At 65.3% G+C, this 21,449-nt stretch carries 18 protein-coding genes; 9 read left to right on the top strand and 9 right to left on the bottom strand.

Features of this window, described 5'->3' with window-relative positions; translation table 11 throughout:
* The first annotated feature begins 60 nt into the window (after positions 1-60).
* Genes IVB07_RS36635 through IVB07_RS36615 form a run of 5 tightly spaced genes read left to right on the top strand, consistent with a single transcriptional unit; the run spans position 61 to position 4,529 of the window.
* Entirely contained in the window at positions 61-1,824 is a 1,764-nt protein-coding gene (locus tag IVB07_RS36635) for an ABC transporter ATP-binding protein (RefSeq protein WP_247295952.1), read from the top strand.
* Complete coding sequence (locus IVB07_RS36630; protein ID WP_018456016.1) at positions 1,824-2,003, top strand: DUF4089 domain-containing protein; 180 nt, start codon at positions 1,824-1,826, stop codon at positions 2,001-2,003. Before IVB07_RS36635 ends, IVB07_RS36630 begins: the two co-directional genes overlap by 1 nt.
* A 7-nt stretch (positions 2,004-2,010) precedes the next feature.
* Positions 2,011-3,408 (top strand): AtzE family amidohydrolase, encoded by a 1,398-nt coding sequence (locus IVB07_RS36625; protein ID WP_018456017.1) that lies wholly within the window; start codon positions 2,011-2,013, stop codon positions 3,406-3,408.
* Between the two features lies 1 nt (position 3,409).
* Positions 3,410-3,802 (top strand): oxalurate catabolism protein HpxZ, encoded by a 393-nt coding sequence (gene hpxZ, locus IVB07_RS36620; protein WP_018456018.1) that lies wholly within the window; start codon positions 3,410-3,412, stop codon positions 3,800-3,802.
* A 4-nt stretch (positions 3,803-3,806) separates the two neighbouring features.
* Complete coding sequence (locus IVB07_RS36615; protein ID WP_018456019.1) at positions 3,807-4,529, top strand: GntR family transcriptional regulator; 723 nt, start codon at positions 3,807-3,809, stop codon at positions 4,527-4,529.
* A gap of 110 nt (positions 4,530-4,639) precedes the next feature.
* Here the strand turns inward: IVB07_RS36615 and atzF are convergent, their stop codons facing one another.
* Entirely contained in the window at positions 4,640-6,457 is a 1,818-nt protein-coding gene (atzF, locus tag IVB07_RS36610) for an allophanate hydrolase (protein ID WP_026233071.1), read from the bottom strand.
* A gap of 368 nt (positions 6,458-6,825) precedes the next feature.
* Between atzF and IVB07_RS36605 the strand changes: the two genes are divergently transcribed.
* The gene (locus tag IVB07_RS36605) at positions 6,826-8,676 is read left to right on the top strand and encodes a feruloyl-CoA synthase (RefSeq protein ID WP_085357700.1); all 1,851 of its coding nucleotides are present in this window, start codon (positions 6,826-6,828) and stop codon (positions 8,674-8,676) included.
* 359 nt (positions 8,677-9,035) lie between these two features.
* Here the strand turns inward: IVB07_RS36605 and IVB07_RS36600 are convergent, their stop codons facing one another.
* On the bottom strand, positions 9,036-9,542 hold the full coding sequence (locus IVB07_RS36600) for a MarR family transcriptional regulator (protein WP_018456022.1): 507 nt from the start codon (positions 9,540-9,542) through the stop codon (positions 9,036-9,038).
* A gap of 83 nt (positions 9,543-9,625) precedes the next feature.
* Here IVB07_RS36600 and IVB07_RS36595 point away from each other — a divergent pair, with 83 nt between their 5' ends.
* Positions 9,626-10,846: a cytochrome P450 gene (locus tag IVB07_RS36595; RefSeq protein WP_018456023.1), complete on the top strand. Its 1,221-nt coding sequence runs from the start codon at positions 9,626-9,628 to the stop codon at positions 10,844-10,846.
* 44 nt (positions 10,847-10,890) lie between these two features.
* A complete protein-coding gene (locus IVB07_RS36590; protein ID WP_247767414.1) occupies positions 10,891-12,102 on the top strand; it encodes an ABC transporter substrate-binding protein in 1,212 nt (403 codons plus the stop codon).
* Positions 12,103-12,266: 164 nt separating this feature from the next.
* Here IVB07_RS36590 and IVB07_RS36585 read toward each other — a convergent pair whose 3' ends face one another.
* Complete coding sequence (locus IVB07_RS36585) at positions 12,267-13,529, bottom strand: NAD(P)/FAD-dependent oxidoreductase (RefSeq protein WP_018456025.1); 1,263 nt, start codon at positions 13,527-13,529, stop codon at positions 12,267-12,269.
* A 296-nt stretch (positions 13,530-13,825) separates the two neighbouring features.
* Here IVB07_RS36585 and IVB07_RS36580 point away from each other — a divergent pair, with 296 nt between their 5' ends.
* Complete coding sequence (locus IVB07_RS36580; RefSeq protein WP_018456026.1) at positions 13,826-14,998, top strand: ABC transporter substrate-binding protein; 1,173 nt, start codon at positions 13,826-13,828, stop codon at positions 14,996-14,998.
* A 169-nt stretch (positions 14,999-15,167) separates the two neighbouring features.
* Here the strand turns inward: IVB07_RS36580 and IVB07_RS36575 are convergent, their stop codons facing one another.
* Genes IVB07_RS36575 through IVB07_RS36550 form a run of 6 tightly spaced genes read right to left on the bottom strand, consistent with a single transcriptional unit; the run spans position 15,168 to position 21,449 of the window.
* Positions 15,168-17,039 carry a sugar phosphate isomerase/epimerase and 4-hydroxyphenylpyruvate domain-containing protein gene (locus IVB07_RS36575; RefSeq protein ID WP_018456027.1) on the bottom strand — a complete coding sequence of 624 codons (1,872 nt, stop codon included), beginning with the start codon at positions 17,037-17,039 and terminating at the stop codon, positions 15,168-15,170.
* Positions 17,036-18,094, bottom strand: a complete 1,059-nt coding sequence (locus IVB07_RS36570; RefSeq protein ID WP_018456028.1) for a Gfo/Idh/MocA family oxidoreductase — start codon at positions 18,092-18,094, stop codon at positions 17,036-17,038. Before IVB07_RS36570 ends, IVB07_RS36575 begins: the two co-directional genes overlap by 4 nt.
* On the bottom strand, positions 18,091-18,828 hold the full coding sequence (locus tag IVB07_RS36565) for an ABC transporter ATP-binding protein (RefSeq protein ID WP_018456029.1): 738 nt from the start codon (positions 18,826-18,828) through the stop codon (positions 18,091-18,093). The genes IVB07_RS36570 and IVB07_RS36565 overlap by 4 nt, the downstream gene beginning before the upstream one ends.
* 10 nt (positions 18,829-18,838) lie before the next feature.
* Positions 18,839-19,582 carry an ABC transporter ATP-binding protein gene (locus tag IVB07_RS36560; protein ID WP_018456030.1) on the bottom strand — a complete coding sequence of 248 codons (744 nt, stop codon included), beginning with the start codon at positions 19,580-19,582 and terminating at the stop codon, positions 18,839-18,841.
* The gene (locus IVB07_RS36555; RefSeq protein WP_018456031.1) at positions 19,579-20,577 is read right to left on the bottom strand and encodes a branched-chain amino acid ABC transporter permease; all 999 of its coding nucleotides are present in this window, start codon (positions 20,575-20,577) and stop codon (positions 19,579-19,581) included. The genes IVB07_RS36560 and IVB07_RS36555 overlap by 4 nt, the downstream gene beginning before the upstream one ends.
* Complete coding sequence (locus tag IVB07_RS36550) at positions 20,574-21,449, bottom strand: branched-chain amino acid ABC transporter permease (RefSeq protein WP_018456032.1); 876 nt, start codon at positions 21,447-21,449, stop codon at positions 20,574-20,576. The genes IVB07_RS36555 and IVB07_RS36550 overlap by 4 nt, the downstream gene beginning before the upstream one ends.

The raw sequence follows: 21,449 nt of genomic DNA, 5'->3' as shown, positions 1-21,449 counted from the left end.
AATCAACCTCATTCTACTGTGCATGGGGTTGTTTTCGCCATTTTTAGTTGGGAGGTGCCCATGACCGCCCCGCCGCTGCTCGACGTCCAGGACCTTACCGTCGAATTCACCACCCGCCGCGGCATCGTCAAGGCGGTGCAGCACGTCAACATTTCCGTCGCCAAGGGCGAGACGCTTGCGATCGTCGGCGAGTCCGGCTCCGGCAAATCGGTGACGTCGTATGCGGTGATGCGCATTCTCGACCGTGCGGGGCGGATCGCCGAAGGCTCGGTGATGTTCTCGGGCATCGACGTCAAGGCCGCGACCGAAGACCAGATGCGCGATCTGCGCGGTCGCGAAGTCTCGATGATCTTCCAGAATCCGCGCGCCGCGCTCAACCCGATCCGGAAGGTCGGCGACCAGATCGAGGACGTGCTGCGCACCCATGTCCAGCAGGCCATGGTTTCGGACCGCGGCGAGAAGGCGATCGAGGCGCTGGAGCAGGTCAAGATCGCCCGCCCGCGCGAGCGCTATCACGCCTATCCGTTCGAATTGTCAGGCGGCATGTGCCAGCGTGTCGTCATCGCGCTCGCGCTCGCCTGCAATCCGCAGCTACTGATCGCGGACGAGCCGACGACCGGATTGGACGTCACCACGCAGAAGGCGGTGATGGATCTGATCGTGGAATTGACCAAGCGCAAGGCAATGTCCACCATCCTGATCACGCACGATCTCGGCCTCGCCGCTGCTTATTGCGACCGCGTCGTCGTGATGGAAAAGGGCAGGGTGGTCGAGACCGCCAAGGCCGCCGACATCTTCGCCAACCCGCAGCACCCCTACACCAAGAAGCTGATGCGCGCGACGCCGCGGCTCGGCGTGAGCCTGCGGGATCTGTTGCCGGAGGAGGAAGGCTCAGCCGTCGTGGCCGGGCCTGACCGGGCCATCCATCAGGCTTCGCAGGACGAGGCCAGGAAGAGCGGGCAGCCCCTTCTCCTCATCGACAAGCTGGTCAAGGAATATCCCCGCCAGGGCGCCACCGCCACGCTCGGCAAATTGTTCGGCCGCAAGCCGCCGGTCGAGCCGGACGTATTCCGCGCCGTCGACGGCATCAGCTTCTCGATCGGTCACGGCGAGAGCGTCGGCCTGGTCGGCGAGTCCGGCTGCGGCAAATCGACCACGTCGATGATGGTGATGCGGCTGCTGGATCAGACCTCGGGGCTGATCCAGTTCGACGGCGAGGACATCGGCGGCATCGCGCCCGCCGGCTTTGCCCGGCTGCCGCAGCGCAGCCGCATCCAGATGGTGTTCCAGGATCCGACCGACAGCCTCAACCCGCGCTTCACCGCCGTGCGTGCCATCGCCGATCCCATCATGCAGCTCGGCGACGTCAGGGGGCGCGACGCGCTCCGCGCCCGCTGCGAGGAGCTCGCCACCATGGTGGGCCTGCCGCACAATCTGCTGGATCGCTTCCCGCACCAATTGTCGGGCGGCCAGAAAGCCCGCGTCGGCATCGCCCGCGCCATCGCCCTGCACCCGAAACTCGTGATCCTGGACGAGCCGACCGCCGCGCTCGACGTTTCGGTCCAGGCCGTGGTCCTCAATCTGCTCCAGGACCTCAAGGCCCGACTAGGTATGAGTTATCTGTTCGTCTCGCATGATTTGAACGTAGTGCGCTTGTTGTGCGATCGTGTCATTGTCATGCGGTCGGGTCGAATCGTCGAGGAAGGATCTTCCGAGCGGGTCTTGAGCGATCCGCAGGACGACTACACCAAGGAGCTGCTGACGGCGATCCCGCATCCGCCGCTGCAGACAGAGCGCACACTGAGAGCTTGTTTGGGAGCGTGATGGCCGAACCGTTGGACGATTATATCGACGCTGTCACCAAAGCGTTGGCGTTGCCCGTCGAGGAGGCATGGAGGGCGTCCATCCGCGCCAATCTCGAGGTCTCGCTGCGGCTCGGCCGCCTCGTCGACGAATTCGCGCTGCCGGACGAGACCGAGCCGGCGCCCGTGTTCACGGTCTGACGCCGCCATGACGACCAAGCCAGAGATGACGGCCTCCGAGATCGCGAGCGCGGTTGCGGGCCGCAAGATGTCCGCGCTCGATGCGACCGAAGCCGCGCTTGCGCGCATCAAGCAGCACGACACCATCCTCAATGCGTTTACCGACATCACCGCCGATCGCGCCCGCGCCAAAGCGCGCGCAATCGATGCCGATATCGCCGCCGGCAAGTCCGTCGGCCCATTGGCCGGCGTGCCGTTCGCGGTGAAGAACTTGTTCGACGTCGCAGGCCTCGCCACGCGCGCAGGCTCGAAGATCAACCGCGATCGCGCACCCGCCACGCGCGATGCCACGCTGATCGAGCGCATGGAAGCGGCCGGCGCCGTGCTGGTCGGTGCGCTCAACATGGGTGAATACGCCTATGACTTCACCGGCGAGAACGTCCATGACGGTCCCTCGCGCAATCCGCACGATACGACGCGGATGAGCGGCGGCTCCTCCGGCGGCTCGGGCAGCGCCGTTGGTGGCGCGCTGGTGCCGATCGCGCTCGGTTCCGACACCAACGGTTCGATCCGCGTGCCGTCCTCGTTCTGCGGCATCTTCGGCCTGAAGCCGACCTATGGCCGGCTCTCGCGTGCGCGCTCTTTCCCGTTCGTCGCGAGCCTCGATCATCTCGGCCCGTTCGCGCGCTCCGCCACCGATCTCGCGCTGGCCTATGACGCCATGCAGGGACCGGATGCCGACGATGCCGCCTGCACCACCACACGTGGTCTGGAGCCGACGACACCGCTGCTTGCCAATCCGGTGTCCGACCTGCGCATCGCGATCGCCGGCGGGTACTTCCAGACCAATTTGTTTCCGGAAGCTGTCGAAGCCGTCAGCCGCGTCGCCAAGGCGCTGGGCGCAACGCGCGTGGTGGACGTGCCCGAAGCTGCGCGCGCCCGCGCGGCGGCCTATGTCATCACCACCACCGAGGGCGCCTCGCTGCATCTCGATCGGCTGCGCAAGCGGCCGAACGATTTCGATCCCGCCGTGCGCGACCGGCTGATTGCGGGCGCCATGGTGCCGGCGCCGCTGGTCGACCGCGCGCAAAAATTCCGCCGCTGGTATCGCGCGCAACTCGCCGAGATTTTCAAATCCGTCGACGTGCTGATCGCACCGGCGACGCCATGCACCGCGCCGAAGCTCGGCCAGGTCAATTTCAATCTTGGCGGCGTCGAGATGCCGGTGCGCGCCAATATCGGCATCCACACCCAGCCGATCTCGTTCATCGGCCTGCCTGTGGTCGCCGTGCCGGTGCCGCTCGATCCGCTGCCGATCGGCGTGCAGATCATCGCCGCGCCATGGCGCGAGGACATCGCGCTGCGCGTCGCGTTCGCGTTGGAGAAGATGGGTGTTGCCGCCGCGCCCAGCCCAAGAGGATTTTGAGATGGAGATCGATCTCCCCGAGGTGATCGCAGACGTCAAAGCTGCGTTCGAGCGCTATGAGCAGGCCCTGATCACCAACGACGTCGCCGTGCTCGGCGAGCTCTTCCGCAACGATCCCCGCACGCTGCGCTATGGCATCGGCGAGAACCTCTACGGCTATGAAGCAATCTCCGGCTTTCGCGCCGGCCGCTCGGCGGTCGGCCTCAATCGCCGCACCGCGAAAACCGTGATCACCAGCTATGGCCGCGACACCGCGGTTGCCTCCACCCTGTTCTATCGCGACACGATGCCGGGCAAGGTCGGCCGGCAGATGCAGACCTGGGTAAAATTCCCGGAGGGCTGGCGCGTCGTCGCCGCCCATGTCAGCATCATCGACGAGTCGAAAGAGACCTGACCGTATGACGCTTGACGATCTTCCGCCCGGAGCGCTGCCGGCCGAACCGGCGGTGCCGCGTGTCGACCGGGGGGCGCCGTCAGCGCACAAGGTCACGCGCGCCGAGGAGCTGCGCCTGCAGCTCGCCGACGAGATCGTGCGCGGAGCTCTGCCACCCGGTGCGCCGCTTGACGAGACCGACATCGCGCGCCGCTTCAGCGTTTCGCGCACGCCGGTGCGGGAAGCCCTGCGTCAGCTCGTGGCAAGCGGCCTCGTCGAAGCGCGCGCTCATCGCGGCGCGGTGGTGGCGCAGCCCTCGTTCGAACGGCTGACGGGCATGTTCGAGGCCATGGCGGAGCTTGAGGCGCTGTGTGCGGGTCTTGCCGCCGAGCGCATGTCCGCCACTGAGCGTCACGGCCTGGAAGCCATCCACGAAGAACTGCGGGTGTTGAGCTACGCCGGCAATCCCGAGCGCTTCCACGAGGTCAACGAGCGCTTCCACAACGCGATCTATGCGGGATCGCAGAACGGCTACATCGCCGAGATCACGCTGGCGACGCGCGTGCGCGTACAGCCGTTTCGCCGCGCCCAGTTCCGCAATCTCGGCCGTCTCGCCAAGTCGCAAGCCGAGCACGACCGCGTTGTCGTCGCCATCATGCGCGGCGACAAGCAGGGCGCCGCCGCCGCGATGCGCGCGCATATCGAGCTGGTGCGCGGGGAGTACGAGATCTACGCGGTGTCGGTTTAGGGGCGCGCGCACGGTTGCGTAGGGTGGGCAAAGGCGCAAAGCGCCGTGCCCACCATCTCCCCAAGCTGACGGTGATGGTGGGCACGTTTCGCTTTGCCCACCTACGAGACCTACGCTGTCGTAGCTTCCGCCATATACTTCCGCCAGCCGCCATACGCGGTGATGTCGCGAGCCTCGCCCAGCACCTCGGGCTCGACGAGAAATCCCTTCACGCTGCGGCCATCGGCCAGCCGCACCGTGCCGATCGCCATCGGCGCGGGAATCGCGTTGACGAACTTGCCGAAGGCGGACGACGACAGCGACCAGATTTCCAGCTCGATCGACGCGCCCTTGCCGGCCTCGACGCGCAGCATGCCCGGCTTTGGCGGCGTGGTCTTCAATGCGTAGAGCTTGTAGTCCGCCGCGGTCCTGGTTGCCTCGATCAGCTGGCCGTTCAGCGCTTTCAGTTCGCCGTTCAGCGCCATGCCGGACAGATGCGCGCCGACCACGGCGATGGGAATCTCGTCGACGCCGCTTGCGGCAAGCGGCGCCAGCGCGGCTTGCACGACGCCCTTTGCGCCAAGCGTCAGTTTGGTATCGGCATGGAACACGCGGCCGATGCTGGCGAGCAGCGCATCGTGCCCGGTGGGTGCAAGAATTGTGATGCCGAACGGGATGCCGTCGGCGCGCATCGCCGCCGGCAGCGCGAGACCACAGAGATCGAGCAGATTGACAAAATTGGTATAGGTGCCGAGCCGGCTGTTGAGCTCGACCGGATTGGCCCGCACCTGCGCGGTCGTATAGGCCGTCGGCGCCGTCGGCAGCACCAGCGCGTCGATATTGGTGAAGGTGCGTTCGGCGATCTTGCGCAGGCCCTGCAGACGATAGAGCGCGGAGAAGGTGTCCGTCGCCGTCAACCGCGCACCGGCCGCGGTGATCTCGCGCGTCACGGGATGGATCGCCTCCGGTGCCGAGGCGAGCAGGTCGCGGATCACGAGATAGCGCTCGGCCACCCACGGTCCCTCGTAGAGCAGTCGGGCCGTCTCATAGAACGGCTCGAGGTCGAATTCGACGAGCGTTGCCCCAAGCGCGGTCCAGCGCTTCAGCGCCTCGGCGTAAGCCGCTTCCGCCTTCTTGTCGCCGAAGAAGATCAGCTGTCCGCTGCGCGGCACGCCCAGGCGCAGGTTTGCCGGGAGCGGGGTGATCGCGCCAAGCGGCCGGTCGCGCGAGAACGGATCTGCCTGATCGGGACCTGCCATCACGGAGAGCGCCAGCGCGGCGTCGTCGACCGTCAAAGCGAATACCGAGATGCAGTCGAGCGTCCGGCAGGCCGGCACCAGGCCAGCGGTCGAAATCATGCCGAGGCTCGGCTTGAGACCGACGATGTTGTTGAGCATCGCCGGCACGCGGCCTGAGCCGGCGGTGTCGGTGCCGAGCGACAGTGGCACCAGCCCGGCGCCGACGGCGGTGGCCGATCCCGAGCTCGAGCCGCCGGGAATGAGGTCCTCGCGGATCGCGTTTCTGGGGATGCCGTGGGGCGAGCGCACGCCGACAAGGCCGGTCGCGAACTGGTCGAGATTGGTCTTGCCGATGATGATCGCGCCGGCGGCGCGCAGCCGCTGCACCGCGGTCGAATCATGTGTCGGGGTATACGAGAAGGCCGGGCACGCCGCGGTGGTCGGAAATCCCAGCGCGTCGATATTGTCCTTCACCACGACCGGCACGCCATAGAGCGGCAGGCTGGCGGCGTCCTTGGTGGCGAGCTTCTCGGCCTCCGTGATCGCGTCCTTTTCGTCGCGCAGGCTGATGAAGACGGCGGGGTCGTTGTGGTCGCGGATGCGCTGATAGGTGCGCGCGACCGTCTGCGCCGGTGTGAGCGTGCCCGCGCGATGCGCGGCCACGATCGCGGCGACCGTTTCAGGCTGCTCAGCCCCCATTTCAGCCTTCATGGCGACAAATCTCCGGCTACGTCTCTTCACCCCGATCGAAGCAAGCGATGTGCCATTGTGTACAGAATCCGGGCAGGACAAGTGCTGCGGATATTACCGAGAGATCAGTGGCTTGTGGGATATTTCGAGCTCCGGCGGACCTTCGTGTCAGCGCCCTGTTACGAGCATTTGCGCAAATAATAGGCAGCTAGATCAGGTGCAGCCAGCAATCCATGCCGCGGATGCGCGGCGACCAGCCCTTTGAACGGCGGCGGGCCGTCCCACCTGGCCCCAGCTTGCGCCCCAACAATTGTCGTGGCCAACATGCTGGCCAACGCGGTCCGCGACGAGGCTGCGACCGGTCCCGGCTTCCGGGCGAGGAGGAAACCATGACAGCCGCCCCACGCGGTGATGCTTCGAGCCTGTTTGCGACACCCAGAACCGTTGCCGAGCATCGCGCCGACGGCAGCATCGTGCTGCGCTCGCCCGAGCCTCTGCGCGATGGCGCGCGCTGCGTCGGCGACTGGCTGGAGCAATGGGCGCGGCAGAGGCCCGACGCGATTTTCCTCGCCGAGCGCAGCAGTGCCGAAGCGCCATGGAGCACCGTTACCTATGCGCAGGCGCTGCGCCAGGTGCGCGCGGCGGCGTCCTGGATTCTGGCGCACGGTCTCGGCGCGGAGCGCCCGCTCGCGATCCTCTCCGACAACAGCATCGATCATGCGCTGCTGGCACTGGCGGCGCAGCATGTCGGCGTGCCCTCGGCGGCGATCTCGCCGGCCTATTCCCTGATGTCAAAGGACTTCGACAAGCTCAAGAGCATGATCGCGTTGCTTGAGCCCGCCGCGATCTATGTCTCCGCGACGAGGCCGTTTGCGGCGGCGCTGGCCGCGATCAAGCCGCTGCATAGCGCGCAGATTATCAGCGGCAATGCCGACGATGCCGATGCGCTGGCCTTTCGCACTATCGCGGCAACGCCCGAGAGCCCCGACGTCGCAAAGGCCTTCGCCGCGGTGACGCCCGATACGATCGCAAAACTCCTGTTCACTTCGGGCTCGACCGGCACGCCGAAAGCCGTGATCAACACCCAGCGCATGCTGACGTCCAGCCAGCAGGCCAAGGCGCAGACCTGGACTTTTCTCGAACGGGCGCGCGACGATCTGGTCATTCTCGACTGGCTGCCCTGGAGCCACACGTTTGGCGCGAACCACAATTTCAATCTCGTGCTGCGCAATGGCGGCTCGCTCTATATCGACGGCGGCAAGCCGGCGCCCGGTCTGTTTGCGATGTCGCTCGCCAACCTCAGAAGCGTGATGCCGACGGTCTATTTCAACGTGCCGCGCGGCTTCGACATGTTGATCGCGGCGCTGCGCGGCGACGAGGAGCTGTGTCGCCGCTTCTTCAGCGAGGTGAAATTCGCGTTCTACGCCGGTGCGGCGCTGCCGCAGAATCTCTGGGATGCGCTGGAAGAACTCTCCGTCAAGACTGTTGGCCGCGCGATGCCGATGGTCTCGGCCTGGGGCTCGACCGAGACGTCGCCGCTGGCCACCGACTGCCATTTCCTCGCGGAGCGCTCGGGCAATATCGGCGTGCCCATTCCCGGCACCGAACTGAAGCTCGTTACCTCCGGCGACAAGCTGGAGGTGCGCGTGCGCGGCCCCAACGTCACGCCGGGCTATTGGAAGGCGCCGGAGCTGACCAGGCAGGCTTTTGACGACGAGGGCTTTTATCTCATCGGTGATGCCGTGAAGTTCGCCGACGCGAACCGGCCCGAACGCGGCCTATTCTTTGACGGCCGCGTCGCGGAGGATTTCAAGCTCAATTCCGGCACCTGGGTCAGTGTCGGCACACTGCGCCTCGCCGGCATCGCCGCGCTGGCGCCGCTCGCGCAGGACATCGTCGTCACCGGCCATGGCGGCGACGAGGTGCGCTTCCTGGTGTTTCCGAACATCGCTGCGTGCCGCGCGCATGCCGGCCTGCCCGAGACCGCAGGCGTGAACGACGTGCTCGCGCATGAGAAGATCAGAGCCGCGATCGCGCGGGGGCTGGCGAAACTGAAGCAACACGGCGCCAACTCCTCCGGCCACGCCACGCGCGCGTTGCTGCTCGCCGAGCCGCCGTCGGTCGACGGCGGCGAGATCACCGACAAGGGCTACATCAACCAGCGCGCGGTGCTGACGCGCCGTGCCGATGCGGTGGCGCGGTTGGATGACGATGCGCCGGGCGAGTGGATCGGTCTGTAGCGCTTGGGCCTGTGCCCCGGACGCAGCGCAGCACGCAGTGATGCGCTGCAGAGCCGGGGCCATTCTTCGTGATTGGCATCTCTGGATCCCGGCTCTGCGCAGCAGCGTTTCACGCTGCAGCGCGTCCGGGACAAGAGAGCTCGGCAAACCCAACTACGCCAGCCGCCCTGCCGCATTATGCTGCACGATTCTTTTGTTGCCCAAGCAACTAATTTATGCGAACCGTTCCAGACACGGATGACGGCGGGAGGAACCGCCGCGTCGGATCGGAGGAAGCTATGCTCGGCAGAGAGGGTGCCGCCGGCGAATGTTGGCGCATGCCTGGAAATGACAGGGCTCAGCGCCCGCTGTGTGGCCCGTCAGGTCTCGGTGCTGCCGGTCACCGCGCCGAGATTTTCATGCAGGCGGCGCAACAGGTCGATCAGCACCTCGCGCTCGTCCTTGTCCAGGCAGGACAACAGGCGCCGTTCGCGCTCGAATGCAGCGACGATCACCTTGTCATGGATGGCGCGGCCCTTCGCCGTCAGCGAGATCGAATGGGTGCGCCCGTCATTGGGATCGGTACGGATCGAGATCAACCCCCGCTTTTCCAGGCCGGCCAGCGTCCGACTCACCGGGCCCTTGTCGAAACCGATGACGTGGCAGATGCGCGAGGCGGGAATGCCGGGCTCGATCGCGAGCAGCGACATGATCCGCCATTCCGTGACGTTGACGCCGAACTCTCGCTGATAGAACGCGGTGGCGCTGTTCGAGAGCTTGTTGGCGATGAAGGTGATGAACGCGGGGACGTAGCGGTCAAGATCGAGCGTCGGTCCCGTCTCGGCGGGCGCAGGTTTCTGGCGGGCTCTGGTCGAAGGCGGCGGCATGTCGGGATTCTGTCTCGCGGCGTGTCTGGAGACCTAAAGGTAAGCGCGGCCCTTTCACAAGATCAAAATGAGGGAGGACTTCCATGAGCACTTCCAGCTCCCAGGAAATTAGCGGTTCGTCGGCCGTCCCGCATCTCGACGTCGATCCGTTCGCGATGGATTTTTTCGCCGATCCCTATCCCACGCATGAGCTGCTGCGGGAGGCGGGACCTGTCGTCTATCTCGACAAGTGGAACGTCTATGGCGTGGCGCGCTATGCCGAAGTTCATGCCGTGCTGAACGATCCCGCAACGTTCTGCTCCAGTCGTGGCGTCGGCCTCGCCGATTTCGCGAAGGAGACGCCGTGGCGGCCGCCCAGCCTGATCCTCGAGGCCGATCCTCCCGAGCACACCCGCACCCGCGCCGTGCTCTCAAAGGTGCTGTCGCCGACGGTGATGAAGGGGCTGCGCGACCGCTTTGCCGCGGCAGCGGAAGAGCGTGTGGACGCGCTGCTGGAGAAGCGCAACTTCGATGCCATCACGGACCTTGCCGAGGCCTATCCGCTGTCGATCTTCCCAGATGCGCTCGGGCTTAAGCCTGAGGGACGCGAGAATCTCATTCCCTATGCGAGCCTGGTGTTCAACGCCTTCGGCCCGCCGAACCAGTTGCGCAACGAGGCGATCGCGCGCTCGGCGCCTCACCAGGCCTACGTCACCGAGCAGTGCCAGCGGGACAGCCTCACGCCCGGCGGCATCGGCGCCTGCATCCACGCCCATGTCGGCGAGGGTGCCATCACCGCGACCGAAGCGCCGCTGTTGGTGCGTTCGCTTCTGTCAGCGGGCCTCGACACCACCGTCAACGGCATCGGTGCAGCGGTCTACTGTCTCGCGCGCTTCCCTGAGCAGTGGCAGCGCCTGCGCAACGATTTTACGCTGGCGCGCAACGCTTTCGAGGAGGCCGTTCGTTTTGAAAGCCCGGTGCAGACCTTCTTCCGCACGACCACGCGCGAAGTCGAACTGTCAGGCGCGACCATCGGTGAGGGCGAGAAGGTGTTGATGTTCCTGGCGGCTGCCAATCGCGATCCGGGGCGCTGGGACAAGCCCGACAGCTACGACATAACCCGCCGCACGTCCGGCCATGTTGGCTATGGCTCAGGTATTCACATGTGCGTCGGCCAGCTGGTCGCGCGGCTCGAAGGCGAGACAATGCTCGCGGCGCTGGCCCGCCGGATCGCAAAGATCGAGATCATGGGCGAGCCGCAGCGCCGCTTCAACAACACGCTGCGCGGGCTCGACAGCCTGCCTGTGCGCATCACGCCAGCCTGACGCTGTCGTCATCGCAAACAACAAATACGACAGGGGAGGGAACAATGAAGAACTTGAAGTGGACGCTTGCGCTGGCCGCGAGCCTGATTGGCGGCGCGGCAAATGCCGAGATCTCGGACAATGTCGTGCGCGTCGGCGTGCTCAACGACATCTCCGGCATTTTCCAGGACACCAACGGCATGGGCTCGGTCGAGGCCGCGCGCATGGCCGCTGAGGATTTCAACGGCGGCGGCAAGGGCATCAAGGTCGAGATCGTCTATGCCGATCACCAGAACAAGGCCGACGTCGGCAATGCAATCGCGCGCAAATGGCTCGATGTCGAGGGCGTCGACGCCATCGTCGACGTGCCGAACTCGGCCGTTGGCCTCTCCATCAACACGCTGCTGCGCGATAGCCGCATGACGTTCCTCGCGTCGTCCACCGCGAGCTCCGCTCTCACCGGCAAGGCCTGCTCGCCCAACACCATCCAATGGGTCAACGACGCCTGGGCGACCGGCAACACCACGGCGGCCGCGATGATGTCGCGCGGCGGCAAGGACTGGTATTTCCTCACGGTTGACTACGCACTCGGCAAGGGCATCGAGGCGGAAGCCCAGAAATACATCGAGGCGCATGGCGGCAAGATGTTGGGCTCCTCCAAGCATCCGCTCGGCACGTCCGACTTCGCGTCCTTCCTGTTGCAGGCGCAGGGCTCGAAGGCCCAAGTGATCGGGCTCGCCAATGCCGGCGGCGACACCATCAACGCGGTGAAGCAGGCGGCCGAGTTCGGGATACAGCAGGGCGGACAAAAACTCGTCGCCTTCCTGCTCTTCATCAACGACGTCCACGGCATGGGCATCAAGGTCGCGCAAGGGCTCCAGCTCATGGAGGCCTTCTACTGGGACATGAACGACGACACCCGCGCCTTCGCCAAGCGCTTCGCGGCGCGGCCCGGCATGAACGGCAAGATGCCGAGCGGCAACCAGGCCGGGGTCTATGCCTCCACGCTCGCTTATCTCAACGCGGTCGCCGTCACGGGCAGCGACAATGCCAAGGATGCCGTGCCCGAGATGAAAAAGTTCAAGGGCAAGGACAAGCTGTTCGGCGACACCACGATCCGCCAGGACGGCCGCGTCGTGCATCCGATGTATCTGTTCGAGGTGAAGAAGCCGGAGGAGTCGAAATATCCGTATGACTATTACAAGCTGGTTTCGACGATCTCTGCGGAGCAGGCGTTTCGACCGCTCGCGGAAGGTGGGTGCGAGCTGGTGAAGTAGGGGCGGCGATCGCGCCTCACTTAACCTCTCCCCGCTCGCGGGGAGAGGTCGGATCGCTCTTGCGATCCGGGTGAGGGGGTACAGGTCTCACCAATATCTCGTTCGCGGAGAGGCCCCTCACCCCAACCCTCTCGCCGTAAGAACGAGGAGAGGAAGAAGAAGCCCTACACCACCTTGCTCGATCCCTGCGTGATCAGCCGCGCAGCGCGCTGGTCGCGGGCGTAGATCCAGAGCCAGCTCAGGGCGACGCTGAGGCGATGGCGCAAGCCGATCAGGAAGTAGATATGGGCGATGCCCCAGATCCACCACGCGATGGTGCCGCGCAGCTTGATGCGGCCGAAGTCGATCACCGCGAGCCGCTTGCCGATCTGCGCGAGGCTGCCGGAGTGCTTGTAGCGGAACGGGCCTGTCGGCTCCTGGCGCAGCCGGGCCTTGATGGTCTCGGCCACGTGACGGCCCTGCTGCTTGGCGGCCGGCGCGATGCCGGGCACAGGCTTGCCGTCCCAGGCGTTGATCAAAACGGTGTCGCCAATTGCAAAGATCTCGGGATGACCGGGGATCGTAAGATCGGCCTCCACTTGGACGCGCCCGGCGCGATCGGCCGGTGCGCCCAGCCATTCCGCCGCGGGCGAGGCGCGCACGCCGGCGGCCCAGATTCGTGTCTTGGCTTCGAGCAGCTTGCCGCCGAACACCACGCCCTCGCGGTTGATCTCAGTGACGGCTTGGCCGAGCACGACCTCGACGCCGATCTTCTCCAGCGAGGCCTGGGCATAGGCCGAGAGATCATCTGGAAAGCCTGCCAGCACCCGCGGACCCGCCTCGATCAGCACCACGCGCGCCTTGTTGGTGTCGATGTTGCGGAAGTCGGCTGGCAAGGTGTGGTGCGCCATCTCGGCGATGGTGCCGGCGAGTTCGACGCCGGTGGGGCCGGCGCCGACGATGACGAAAGTCAATCGTGCCGCGCGTTTGGCCGGATCGGTCTCACGCTCGGCGCGCTCGAACGCCACCAGGATATGACGGCGCAGCGTGGTCGCGTCCTCCAGTGTTTTAAGACCCGGCGCCCATTGCTCCCATTCGTCGTGGCCGAAATAGGCGTGACGCGCGCCGGTGGCGAGCACCAGCGTGTCGTAAGGCACCTCGCTGCCGTCGTCGATCAGCACGCAGCGCCTGTCGGCATCGACGCCGCTGACCGTCGCAAACAGCGTCGTCACATCGCGCCGGTCGCGCATCAGGTGCCGGACCGGCCAGGCGATCTCGCTGGTGGCGAGCGAGGCGGTGGCGACCTGATAGAGCAGCGGCTGGAACAAATGATGGTTGCGGCGGTCGATCAGCGTGATCTCGACCGGGCTGCCGGCGAGCCGGTGGGTCGCCTCCAGCCCGCCGAAACCGGCTCCGACGATGACGACGCGGTGCGGTGTCGTGGTCATGATGCGCCCCTCCGAATCTCGCGGCTCTATCCTCATCTAAACGCTGATCAGGCGCCGCGGTCCAATAGCCGTCGTCAATCGAGGCATAGGCCGGATGTATCGCGCCCGCGAGAAAGCGCCGCAGCCTTAGCCGAAGTAAGTAGAATTATATTTCTTGCTATCGCCGTTCGGGGCGAAATATGGTGCAGGGCGGGCGCTGAACCATTGGCGGCGCGACAGATTTTGCGTTCAATAGAGATGACCCCGGGGCGGCAATCACCCTGCTTCCGGGCATAATAATATGGAGGGGAGTGGTTATGAGGACGGCATTCTGGCTGGCGGGCGCAGCGGCGCTGGTGCTGGCAGGCCCGGCATCCGCCGGCGACACCATCAAGATCGGCTTCGTTTCGACCTTCAGCGGCCCGACCGCCGTGATCGGCAACGACATGCGCAATTCGTTCGAGCTCGCGCTGGATCACATCGGCCGCAAGATGGACGGCAAGCCGGTCGAGGTGATTTACGAGGACGACGGGCAGAAGCCCGACGTCGGCAAGCAGAAGACCGAGAAGCTGGTGCAGTCCGACAAGGTCGACTTCATCGTCGGCTACATCTGGTCGAACGTGCTGCTGGCCTCGCTCAAGACCGCCGTGGACTCGCAGACCTTCCTGATCTCGGCCAATGCCGGTCCGTCGCAGCTCGCGGGCGAGCTCTGCTCGCCTTACGTGTTCTCGACCTCCTGGCAGAACGACCAGACGCCGGCCGCCATGGGCCTCTACATGAACCAGAAGGGCGTCAAGAGCGTGTTCCTGATCGGCCCGAACTACGCCGCCGGCAAGGACATGCTGGCGGGCGTGAAGAGCACGTTCAAGGGCGAGGTCAAGGGCGAGGAATACACGGTCTGGCCGAGCCAGCTCGACTTCTCCGCCGAGCTCTCCAAGGCGCGGGCCTCGGGTGCCGAGTCGATCTTCGTGTTCTATCCCGGTGCAGCCGGCGTGCAGTTCCTCAACCAATATGCGCAGGCCGGGCTGAAGAGCACGATGCCGCTCTACACGGCTTTCACCGTCGACGAGCTGTCGCTGCCGCTGCAAAAGGAGAACGCGCTCGGGGTGCCCGGTGCGCAGGAATGGGTGAATGATCTGCCCAACGAGCAGAACAAGCGCTTCGTCGCCGACTATCGCAAGAAGTACCCCGGGCTGCGTCCGACCTATTACGGCGCGCAAGCCTACGACGCGGCCCAGCTCATCAACAGCGCCGTGGTCGCGGTGAAGGGCGACACCAGCAAGAAGGACGCGATGAAGGCCGAGATGGAGAAGGCCAACTTCAAGTCGCTGCGCGGCCCGTTCAAGTACGGCAAGAACCACATCCCGGTGCAGAACTTCTACCTCCAGGACGTGGTCAAGGACGGCGAAGGCCAGCTCTCGCTGAAGACGGTCGCGACCATCGTCGAGAACGACCAGGATCGCTTCCACGACAAATGCGCGATGAAGTAGCCACAAGCACGATACCCCTTCTCCCCTTGTGGGAGAAGGTGGCGCGAAGCGCCGGATGAGGGGTTTGTTTCCGCGTATTCAAAAGTAAGGTCTCGCGGAGAGAACCCCTCACCCGTCTCGCCGCTTTGCGGCAAGCCACCCTCTCCCACAAGGAGAGAGGGAAAGTAAGCTACACGCGCGGCATGCTCGCGGGCCGCACCTCGCGCGCTTGCGCGGCAAGCCTGATCCCGGCATTGGCCGCGCCGAAGCCCTGATAATCCCGCCGCTCCACGATCTCGAAGAAAAACCGCTCGTCGAAGATGTGGGTGTAGACCTGGAAAAACTCTCCGTCGCCCTCGCGGTCGTAGAGAATGTGGTTGGCGCGCAGCTGCCTCATCAGCTCGGGTGCGAGGTCGTATTTGGCTTCGACGTCGTCGTAGTAATTATCCGGGATATCCAGGAAATCCGCGCCGCGCTTGCGCATCTCCGCGACTGCCGCAAAGATATCCCGGCACGTAAATGCGACGTGCTGCACGCCCGAGCCGAAAAACTCCGAGATGAAGCGGGCCGGCAGCGTGCGGTTGGCGGATGAGCCGTTGAGCACGAAGCGCAGGCTCTGGTCGCCGTTGATGACGGCCTGGCTTTGCACGAGGCCCCTGGGATCGGCGATCTCCATCTGCGGCAGCCGCTTGAGGTCGAGGATGCCGGTGTAGAACAGCAGCCACGACAGCATCTCGTCATAGGGCATCGACTGCGCGATGTGATCGACGGCCAGCAGGGCGTCCGCGCGAGCGTCGCTCGGTACCTGTTCGAAATCCGTGTCCCAGTTCTTGCCGGCCTGGTCCAGGAAGTAAAGCAGGCTGCCGCCGACGCCGTGGATCGCGGGAATCTCGAGCTCGCCCGGCCCGACCGGCTGATAGAAGGTGCGCGCTTTCAGTGTTTCGGCGCGCTGCATAACGAGGCCGGCATTGTCGATATCGAGCGCGATGGCGCAGACGCCGGGGCCATGCGTCACGTAGTGCGAATGCGCAAAGCCGTCGGTCTCGGAGTTGACGACGAGCTCGACCTTGCCTTGCGACCAGCGCTCCACCGCCTTGCTGCGATGCTTGCCGGTCTTGCGGAAACCGAGCTGCGCGAGCAGGCGGGCGAGTTCGCCGGCCTTGGTCTCGTTGACGGCAAACTCGATGAATCCCGTGCCGCGACTTTTGGGCTTGGGCGCCAAGGGTTCGCCGATGAGCTTTGGCCAATCCGGTGCAAGCTGGTCCTCCAGCAGGATCAGCGAACGCAGGCCGTCGACCGCGGTCTGCACGGCCGAGCCGGCACGGAATTGGTCGTTGAAGATCTCCAGCGACAGCGGCCCGGCATAGCCGGTCGCCGCGATCGCCGCCATGAACTCGCCGACCGGCAGGTCGCCCTGGCCGGGGAAGGAGCGGAAGTGCCGGCTCCACGACAAGATGTCGAGCTCGAGCTTCGGCGCATCTGCAAGCTGGACCAGGAAGATCTTGTCGCCGGGGATCGAGGGCATCGCGCGGACCGGAAAGCCGGGGGCCAGTGCGTGAAAGCTGTCGAGGATGACACCGATCGCGGGGTGATCGGCGCGCCGCACGATCTCCCAGGCATCGCGGTAATCGTTGACGTGGCGTCCCCAGGCCAATGCCTCGTAGCCGACGCGCAAAGACCGTTTGGCCGCGCGCTCGCCAAGCTCGCGAAAATCATCCGCGGCGCGGTCGATGCCGCCGAGCGCGGCCGGCGACACGTTGGAGCAGATCAGCAGCAGATCGGTGCCGAGCTCCTGCATCAGGTCGAACTTGCGTTCGGCGCGGGCAAAGTTTCGCGAACGCTGCGGCTCCGGCATGCCTTCGAAATCGCGGAACGGCTGAAACGCACAGATCTCGAGATTGAGGTCCCCGCAGAGCTTTGCGATGTCGCGCGGACCTGCGCCGAACGACAGCAGATCGTTCTCGAAAATCTCGACCGCGTCGAATCCGGCGGATGCGATGGCGCGGAGCTTTTCGTCGAGAGCGCCGGAGAGTGAGACCGTTGCGATCGAGCGTTTGGTCATGCTGCCTGCTCCATGATTTGGCCCGGCGATATCTTCTGGCCCGTGCGTGCCGCTTCGCTGACGGCTTCGACGACCGCAAGTGTGCCCATTGCGTCTTCGACCGCGATCAGTGGTTGTTCATGGCCCGCGATCACGGCGAGGAAATGCCGGAGCTGCTCGGCCAATGGATCGAATGCCGGCGGCGTGATGGTCTCGCGCGACAGCGGCGCGTGCCAGCCGGGCTCTCGCGCGTAAGACCAAAGCTCCATATTCGGCACGGACAGCGAGCCCGCGGTGCCGGAGAGGATGTAACAGGGCTGATCCCGCTTCGGGTACGCAGTGTTCTCGCCCGAGGTCAGCTCCCAGCTCCATGGCGCCGGCGTTGCGTCCGACACGGTCGCCGTTCCCAGTGCGCCGTTGGCGAAGCGCAGCAGCAACGCGGCGGTGTCCTCGACGGCGAAACCGCGAACCTTGTTCGACGTCAACGCCTGCACCTCGGTGATCTCGCCGCAGATGAATCGGAGATTGTCGATGTCGTGGATCAGGTTGATGAGCAGCGGGCCGCCCCCATGCTCGCGCCGCCACGCCACATCAAAGTAATCGTCGGGCTTCTTCAGGAGCCACAGTCCGACCACAGCCGTGAGTTGGCCGAGTTTGCCGGTCGCCACCGTCTCGCGTGCGGCCTTGATGATCGGATTGTGCCGGCGGTGATGGCCGACTAGCATCGGCACGCCGGTCCGCCTGATCGCCGCGCACAGGCGCTGCGCGGCCGCGACCGTATCGGTCACCGGCTTCTCGATCAGCGCGGGCACGCCGGCTTGGGCACAGTCGAGCACCATCTGGAAGTGCAGCGCGTTCGGTGAGGCGATGATCAGGCCATCAGGCTTTTCCTGCGCCAGCAACGTGCGGTGATCCGAATGCCAGGGTGTGGTGCGCGTCTGCGCGAACTCTTTTGCGGCAGGCGAAGGGTCGGCGATGCCCGCCAGCACGCAGTCTGGTGAAGCGTTGATCAATTCGATATGGCGGCGGCCGATCAGGCCGGCGCCGGCAACGGCGATGCGCCTTGGCGCGCTCATGCTGCGCTCTCCTCCATGGCGCCGCCGAGGAAGAGCTGGCCGATCCGCGGGTCGTTCAAGATGCGCTCCGCCTTGTCGACCATGCGGGTCTGGCCGAGCTCGAGCACGATCCCGATGTCGGAAATCTCCAGCGCCGAGCGGGCGTTCTGCTCGATCATCAGAATGGTGACACCGCGGTCGCGCAAGCTCTTCAGGATGTCGAAAGTCTGCTGCACCATCAGTGGCGACAGGCCGATTGAGGGCTCGTCGATCAGAACGAGCTTCGGTTCGAGCAGCAGCGAGCGGGCGATTTCGAGCTGTTTCTGCTCGCCGCCGGATAGCGTGGAGGCCTGCTGCGTCGATTTCCGCCGCAGCGCCGGGAACAGGTCGAGCGCGGCCTCGATCCGGCTCTGCAGGTCGATGCCCTTGCCCGCCGAAACGCCTCCGAGCTCGATATTGTGGCGCACCGACAGCTCGGGAAAGATGTTGCGGCCCTGCGGCACGTAGCAGATGCCGGCATTGAGCAGCGCGCGCTGGCTCAAATGGGTGACGTCGCGGCCGGCGAAGTTGATCTTGCCCTCACGCAGCTTGAGCAGGCCGAAGATCGCCTTGAACACGGTGGACTTGCCGGCGCCGTTCGGGCCGATGATGGTGGTGATGGTGGCCTGCGGCACGGCGAAAGTGGTGCCGTTCAGGATCGTCATCTTGCCGTAGCCGCCGACGAGATTGTGAACCGAGAGGATCGGATCGCTCATGGCTGGTTCCTCAATGTCCGAGATAGGCTTCGATCACGGCGGGGTTCTTTCGCACCTCGTCCGGTCGTCCCATCGCCAGCACCTTGCCCTCCGCCATCACCATCACGCGGGAACACAGCGACATCACGAATTCCATGTTGTGCTCGATCACGACGAAGGTGGCGTTCTTCTCGCGGTTGATCGCCACCAGCCGCTCCTTCAGATCCGTCAACATCGACGGGTTGACGCCGCCGGCTGGCTCGTCGAGCAGCACCAGGCGCGGTCCGCCCATGAAGGCCATGGCGGCGTCGAGCAGTTTTTGCTGGCCGTAGGAGAGCCCGCCGGCCGGCTCGTCGGCGAGATGATCGAGCTTGAAAAAGCCGATCATCTGGTTGGCGGCCTCCGTCAGTCCGGCATCGGAGCGGCCGACCAGGCGCGAGGCCATGCTGCCTTGGTGCTCCTGGCCTGCGAGGATCAGGTTCTCGCGCACCGAGAGTTTGGGGAACACCTGCAGGAGCTGGAAGGTGCGGCTGACCCCGAGCTTGTTGAGCTCGGCGGGTCGCAAGCCCGTGACGACCTTGCCGTCGAGCTTGACCTCGCCGCCGCTCGGCGTGAGCTGGCCGAGAATGCAGTTGAACAGGGTCGACTTGCCGCAGCCGTTCGGGCCGATCAGGCCGAGGATCTCGCCCTCGCGGACGTCGAAAGAGACGCCGCCGACGGCGCTGATGCCGCCAAAATTCTTCTTGATGTCGGTGACTTCGAGGACCGCGCTCATTGCACTGTCTCCAGCCGGGACTTTGCGACGGCGCGCTGGGCGGAGGCCGCCTTGGTGCGGCGTTCGGCGAGATAGCGGTCGAGGATTCCCAAAATGCCGGTCGGCGACCAGATCAGCAGCCCCATCACCGCGATCGCGTAGAGCATCAGATAATAGCCCTCGGTGAAGCGCAGCCACTCCGGCAACAGCACCGCGATCATCGCGCCGAGGAACGGACCCAGGAAGAATCCGGCGCCGCCGACGATCACCATCATCAGGAGGTCGAGCGAGAGCGACAGGTTGAACGGCACGGGATCGATATATTGCGTCAGCGGCGCATAGAGCGCCCCCGCGACGCCGCCGAGCGCCGAGCCGATCGCGAACGCCATCAGCGTATAGCGCCGCGTGTCGACGCCCAGCGACTGCGCCCGCAGCGGGTTTTCGCGCAGCGCCATGAAGGCGCGGCCCCACGGCGAGCGGATCAGCCACCACACCGCGAGCGACACGATAGCGAGCGAGCCGAGACAGACATAGTAGAACGGCAGCGGCTTGTTGGTCGCGATGCCGAAAATGTGCGGACGCGGAATATTGGAGATGCCGTAGATGCCGCCGGTGAGCCAGCTCTCGTTGCGAAATACCAGGAAGGCCAGCGTGGAGAAGGCGAGCGTGACGAAGGCGAGGTAGTGATGCTGCACCCGCAGCGCGGGATAGCCGAGCACCCAGCCGACCGCGAAGCTCAAGCCGATCGCGACGACGATCGCCGCCGGCAGCGGCCAGCCATGCGTGGTCATGATCGCCGCGGCGTAAGCGCCGATGCCGACGAAGGCGCCCTGCGCCAGCGAGACCTGGCCGGCATAACCGAGTGTGAGGTTGAGGCCCATTGCGGCGATGGCCATCACCGCCCACTGGCTCAGGATGAACAGGCCATAGCGGTTGAAGTTCATGGGGACAACGATCAGCGCAGCGACCACGATGAGGCCGAACGCGATCTTGAGAGGTTTGGCGAAGCCGCTCATACGGTGCGCTCCTCGGCACGGCCGAGCAAGCCCTGCGGTCGGAACAGGATGACGGCGATCAGGAAGATCATAGGCACGGCGGCGCGGTACTGCGTTGAAACATAGGCGGCCGCGAGATTGTCGAGCACGCCGATCAGGAGGCCGCCTGCGATCGCGCCGCGCACCTGGTTGAACCCGCCGACGATCGCGGCGATGAAGGCGGCCTGGCCCAGTACCTCGCCCGACGTGAATTTCGCGAGGTAGATCGGCGTGATCAACAGCGAGGCGAGAGCGACCAGGAACGCGTTGATCAGGAAAGTCAGGAGAATCATGCGCTCGACCGGGACGCCGATGATGCGCGCCACCGTCGGGTTCTGCGCCGCCGCCTGCATCTGGTGGCCGAGCGAGGTGCGGTTGAGAAGCGCAGTCAAGCCGAAGACGGCAAGGATGGCGAGGACGAGGACGCCGATGCTTTGCAGCGAGACGGCATGGCCAAGGATGGAGACGTCGCCGGTCGGCACGATCGAGGGGAAGGGTGAGGCTTCGGCGCTGAAGAACTGCTTTACGGCCTCCTTGAGACCGATCGCGAGCGCCATGGTCGCGATCGCGAGCGGCAGCACGCCATGGCGCAACATCGGATCCACCAGCAGCATCTTGAAGGCGAGGCCGAGCAGGAGCATCGAAAGCAGGATGCCGAGGATGATCGCGAGCCAGAACGGCGCGCCGGCATGCATCGCCGCCAGCATCAGGAACGCCGGCAGCATCACGAACTCGCCTTGTGCGAAATTGATGGTCTGCGAGGTCTGCCACAGCAGCGTGAAGCCGACCGCGACCAGCGCATAGATCGCGCCGGTGGCAAGTCCAGCGACCAGAAGATCGAACAGATTGGACAT

The sequence above is a fragment of the Bradyrhizobium sp. 172 genome, assembly GCF_023101065.1.
Taxonomy (GTDB): domain Bacteria; phylum Pseudomonadota; class Alphaproteobacteria; order Rhizobiales; family Xanthobacteraceae; genus Bradyrhizobium; species Bradyrhizobium canariense_D.
The sequence above is the reverse complement of the archived record's forward strand: the minus strand, read 5'-3'. Positions and strand labels throughout refer to the sequence as shown.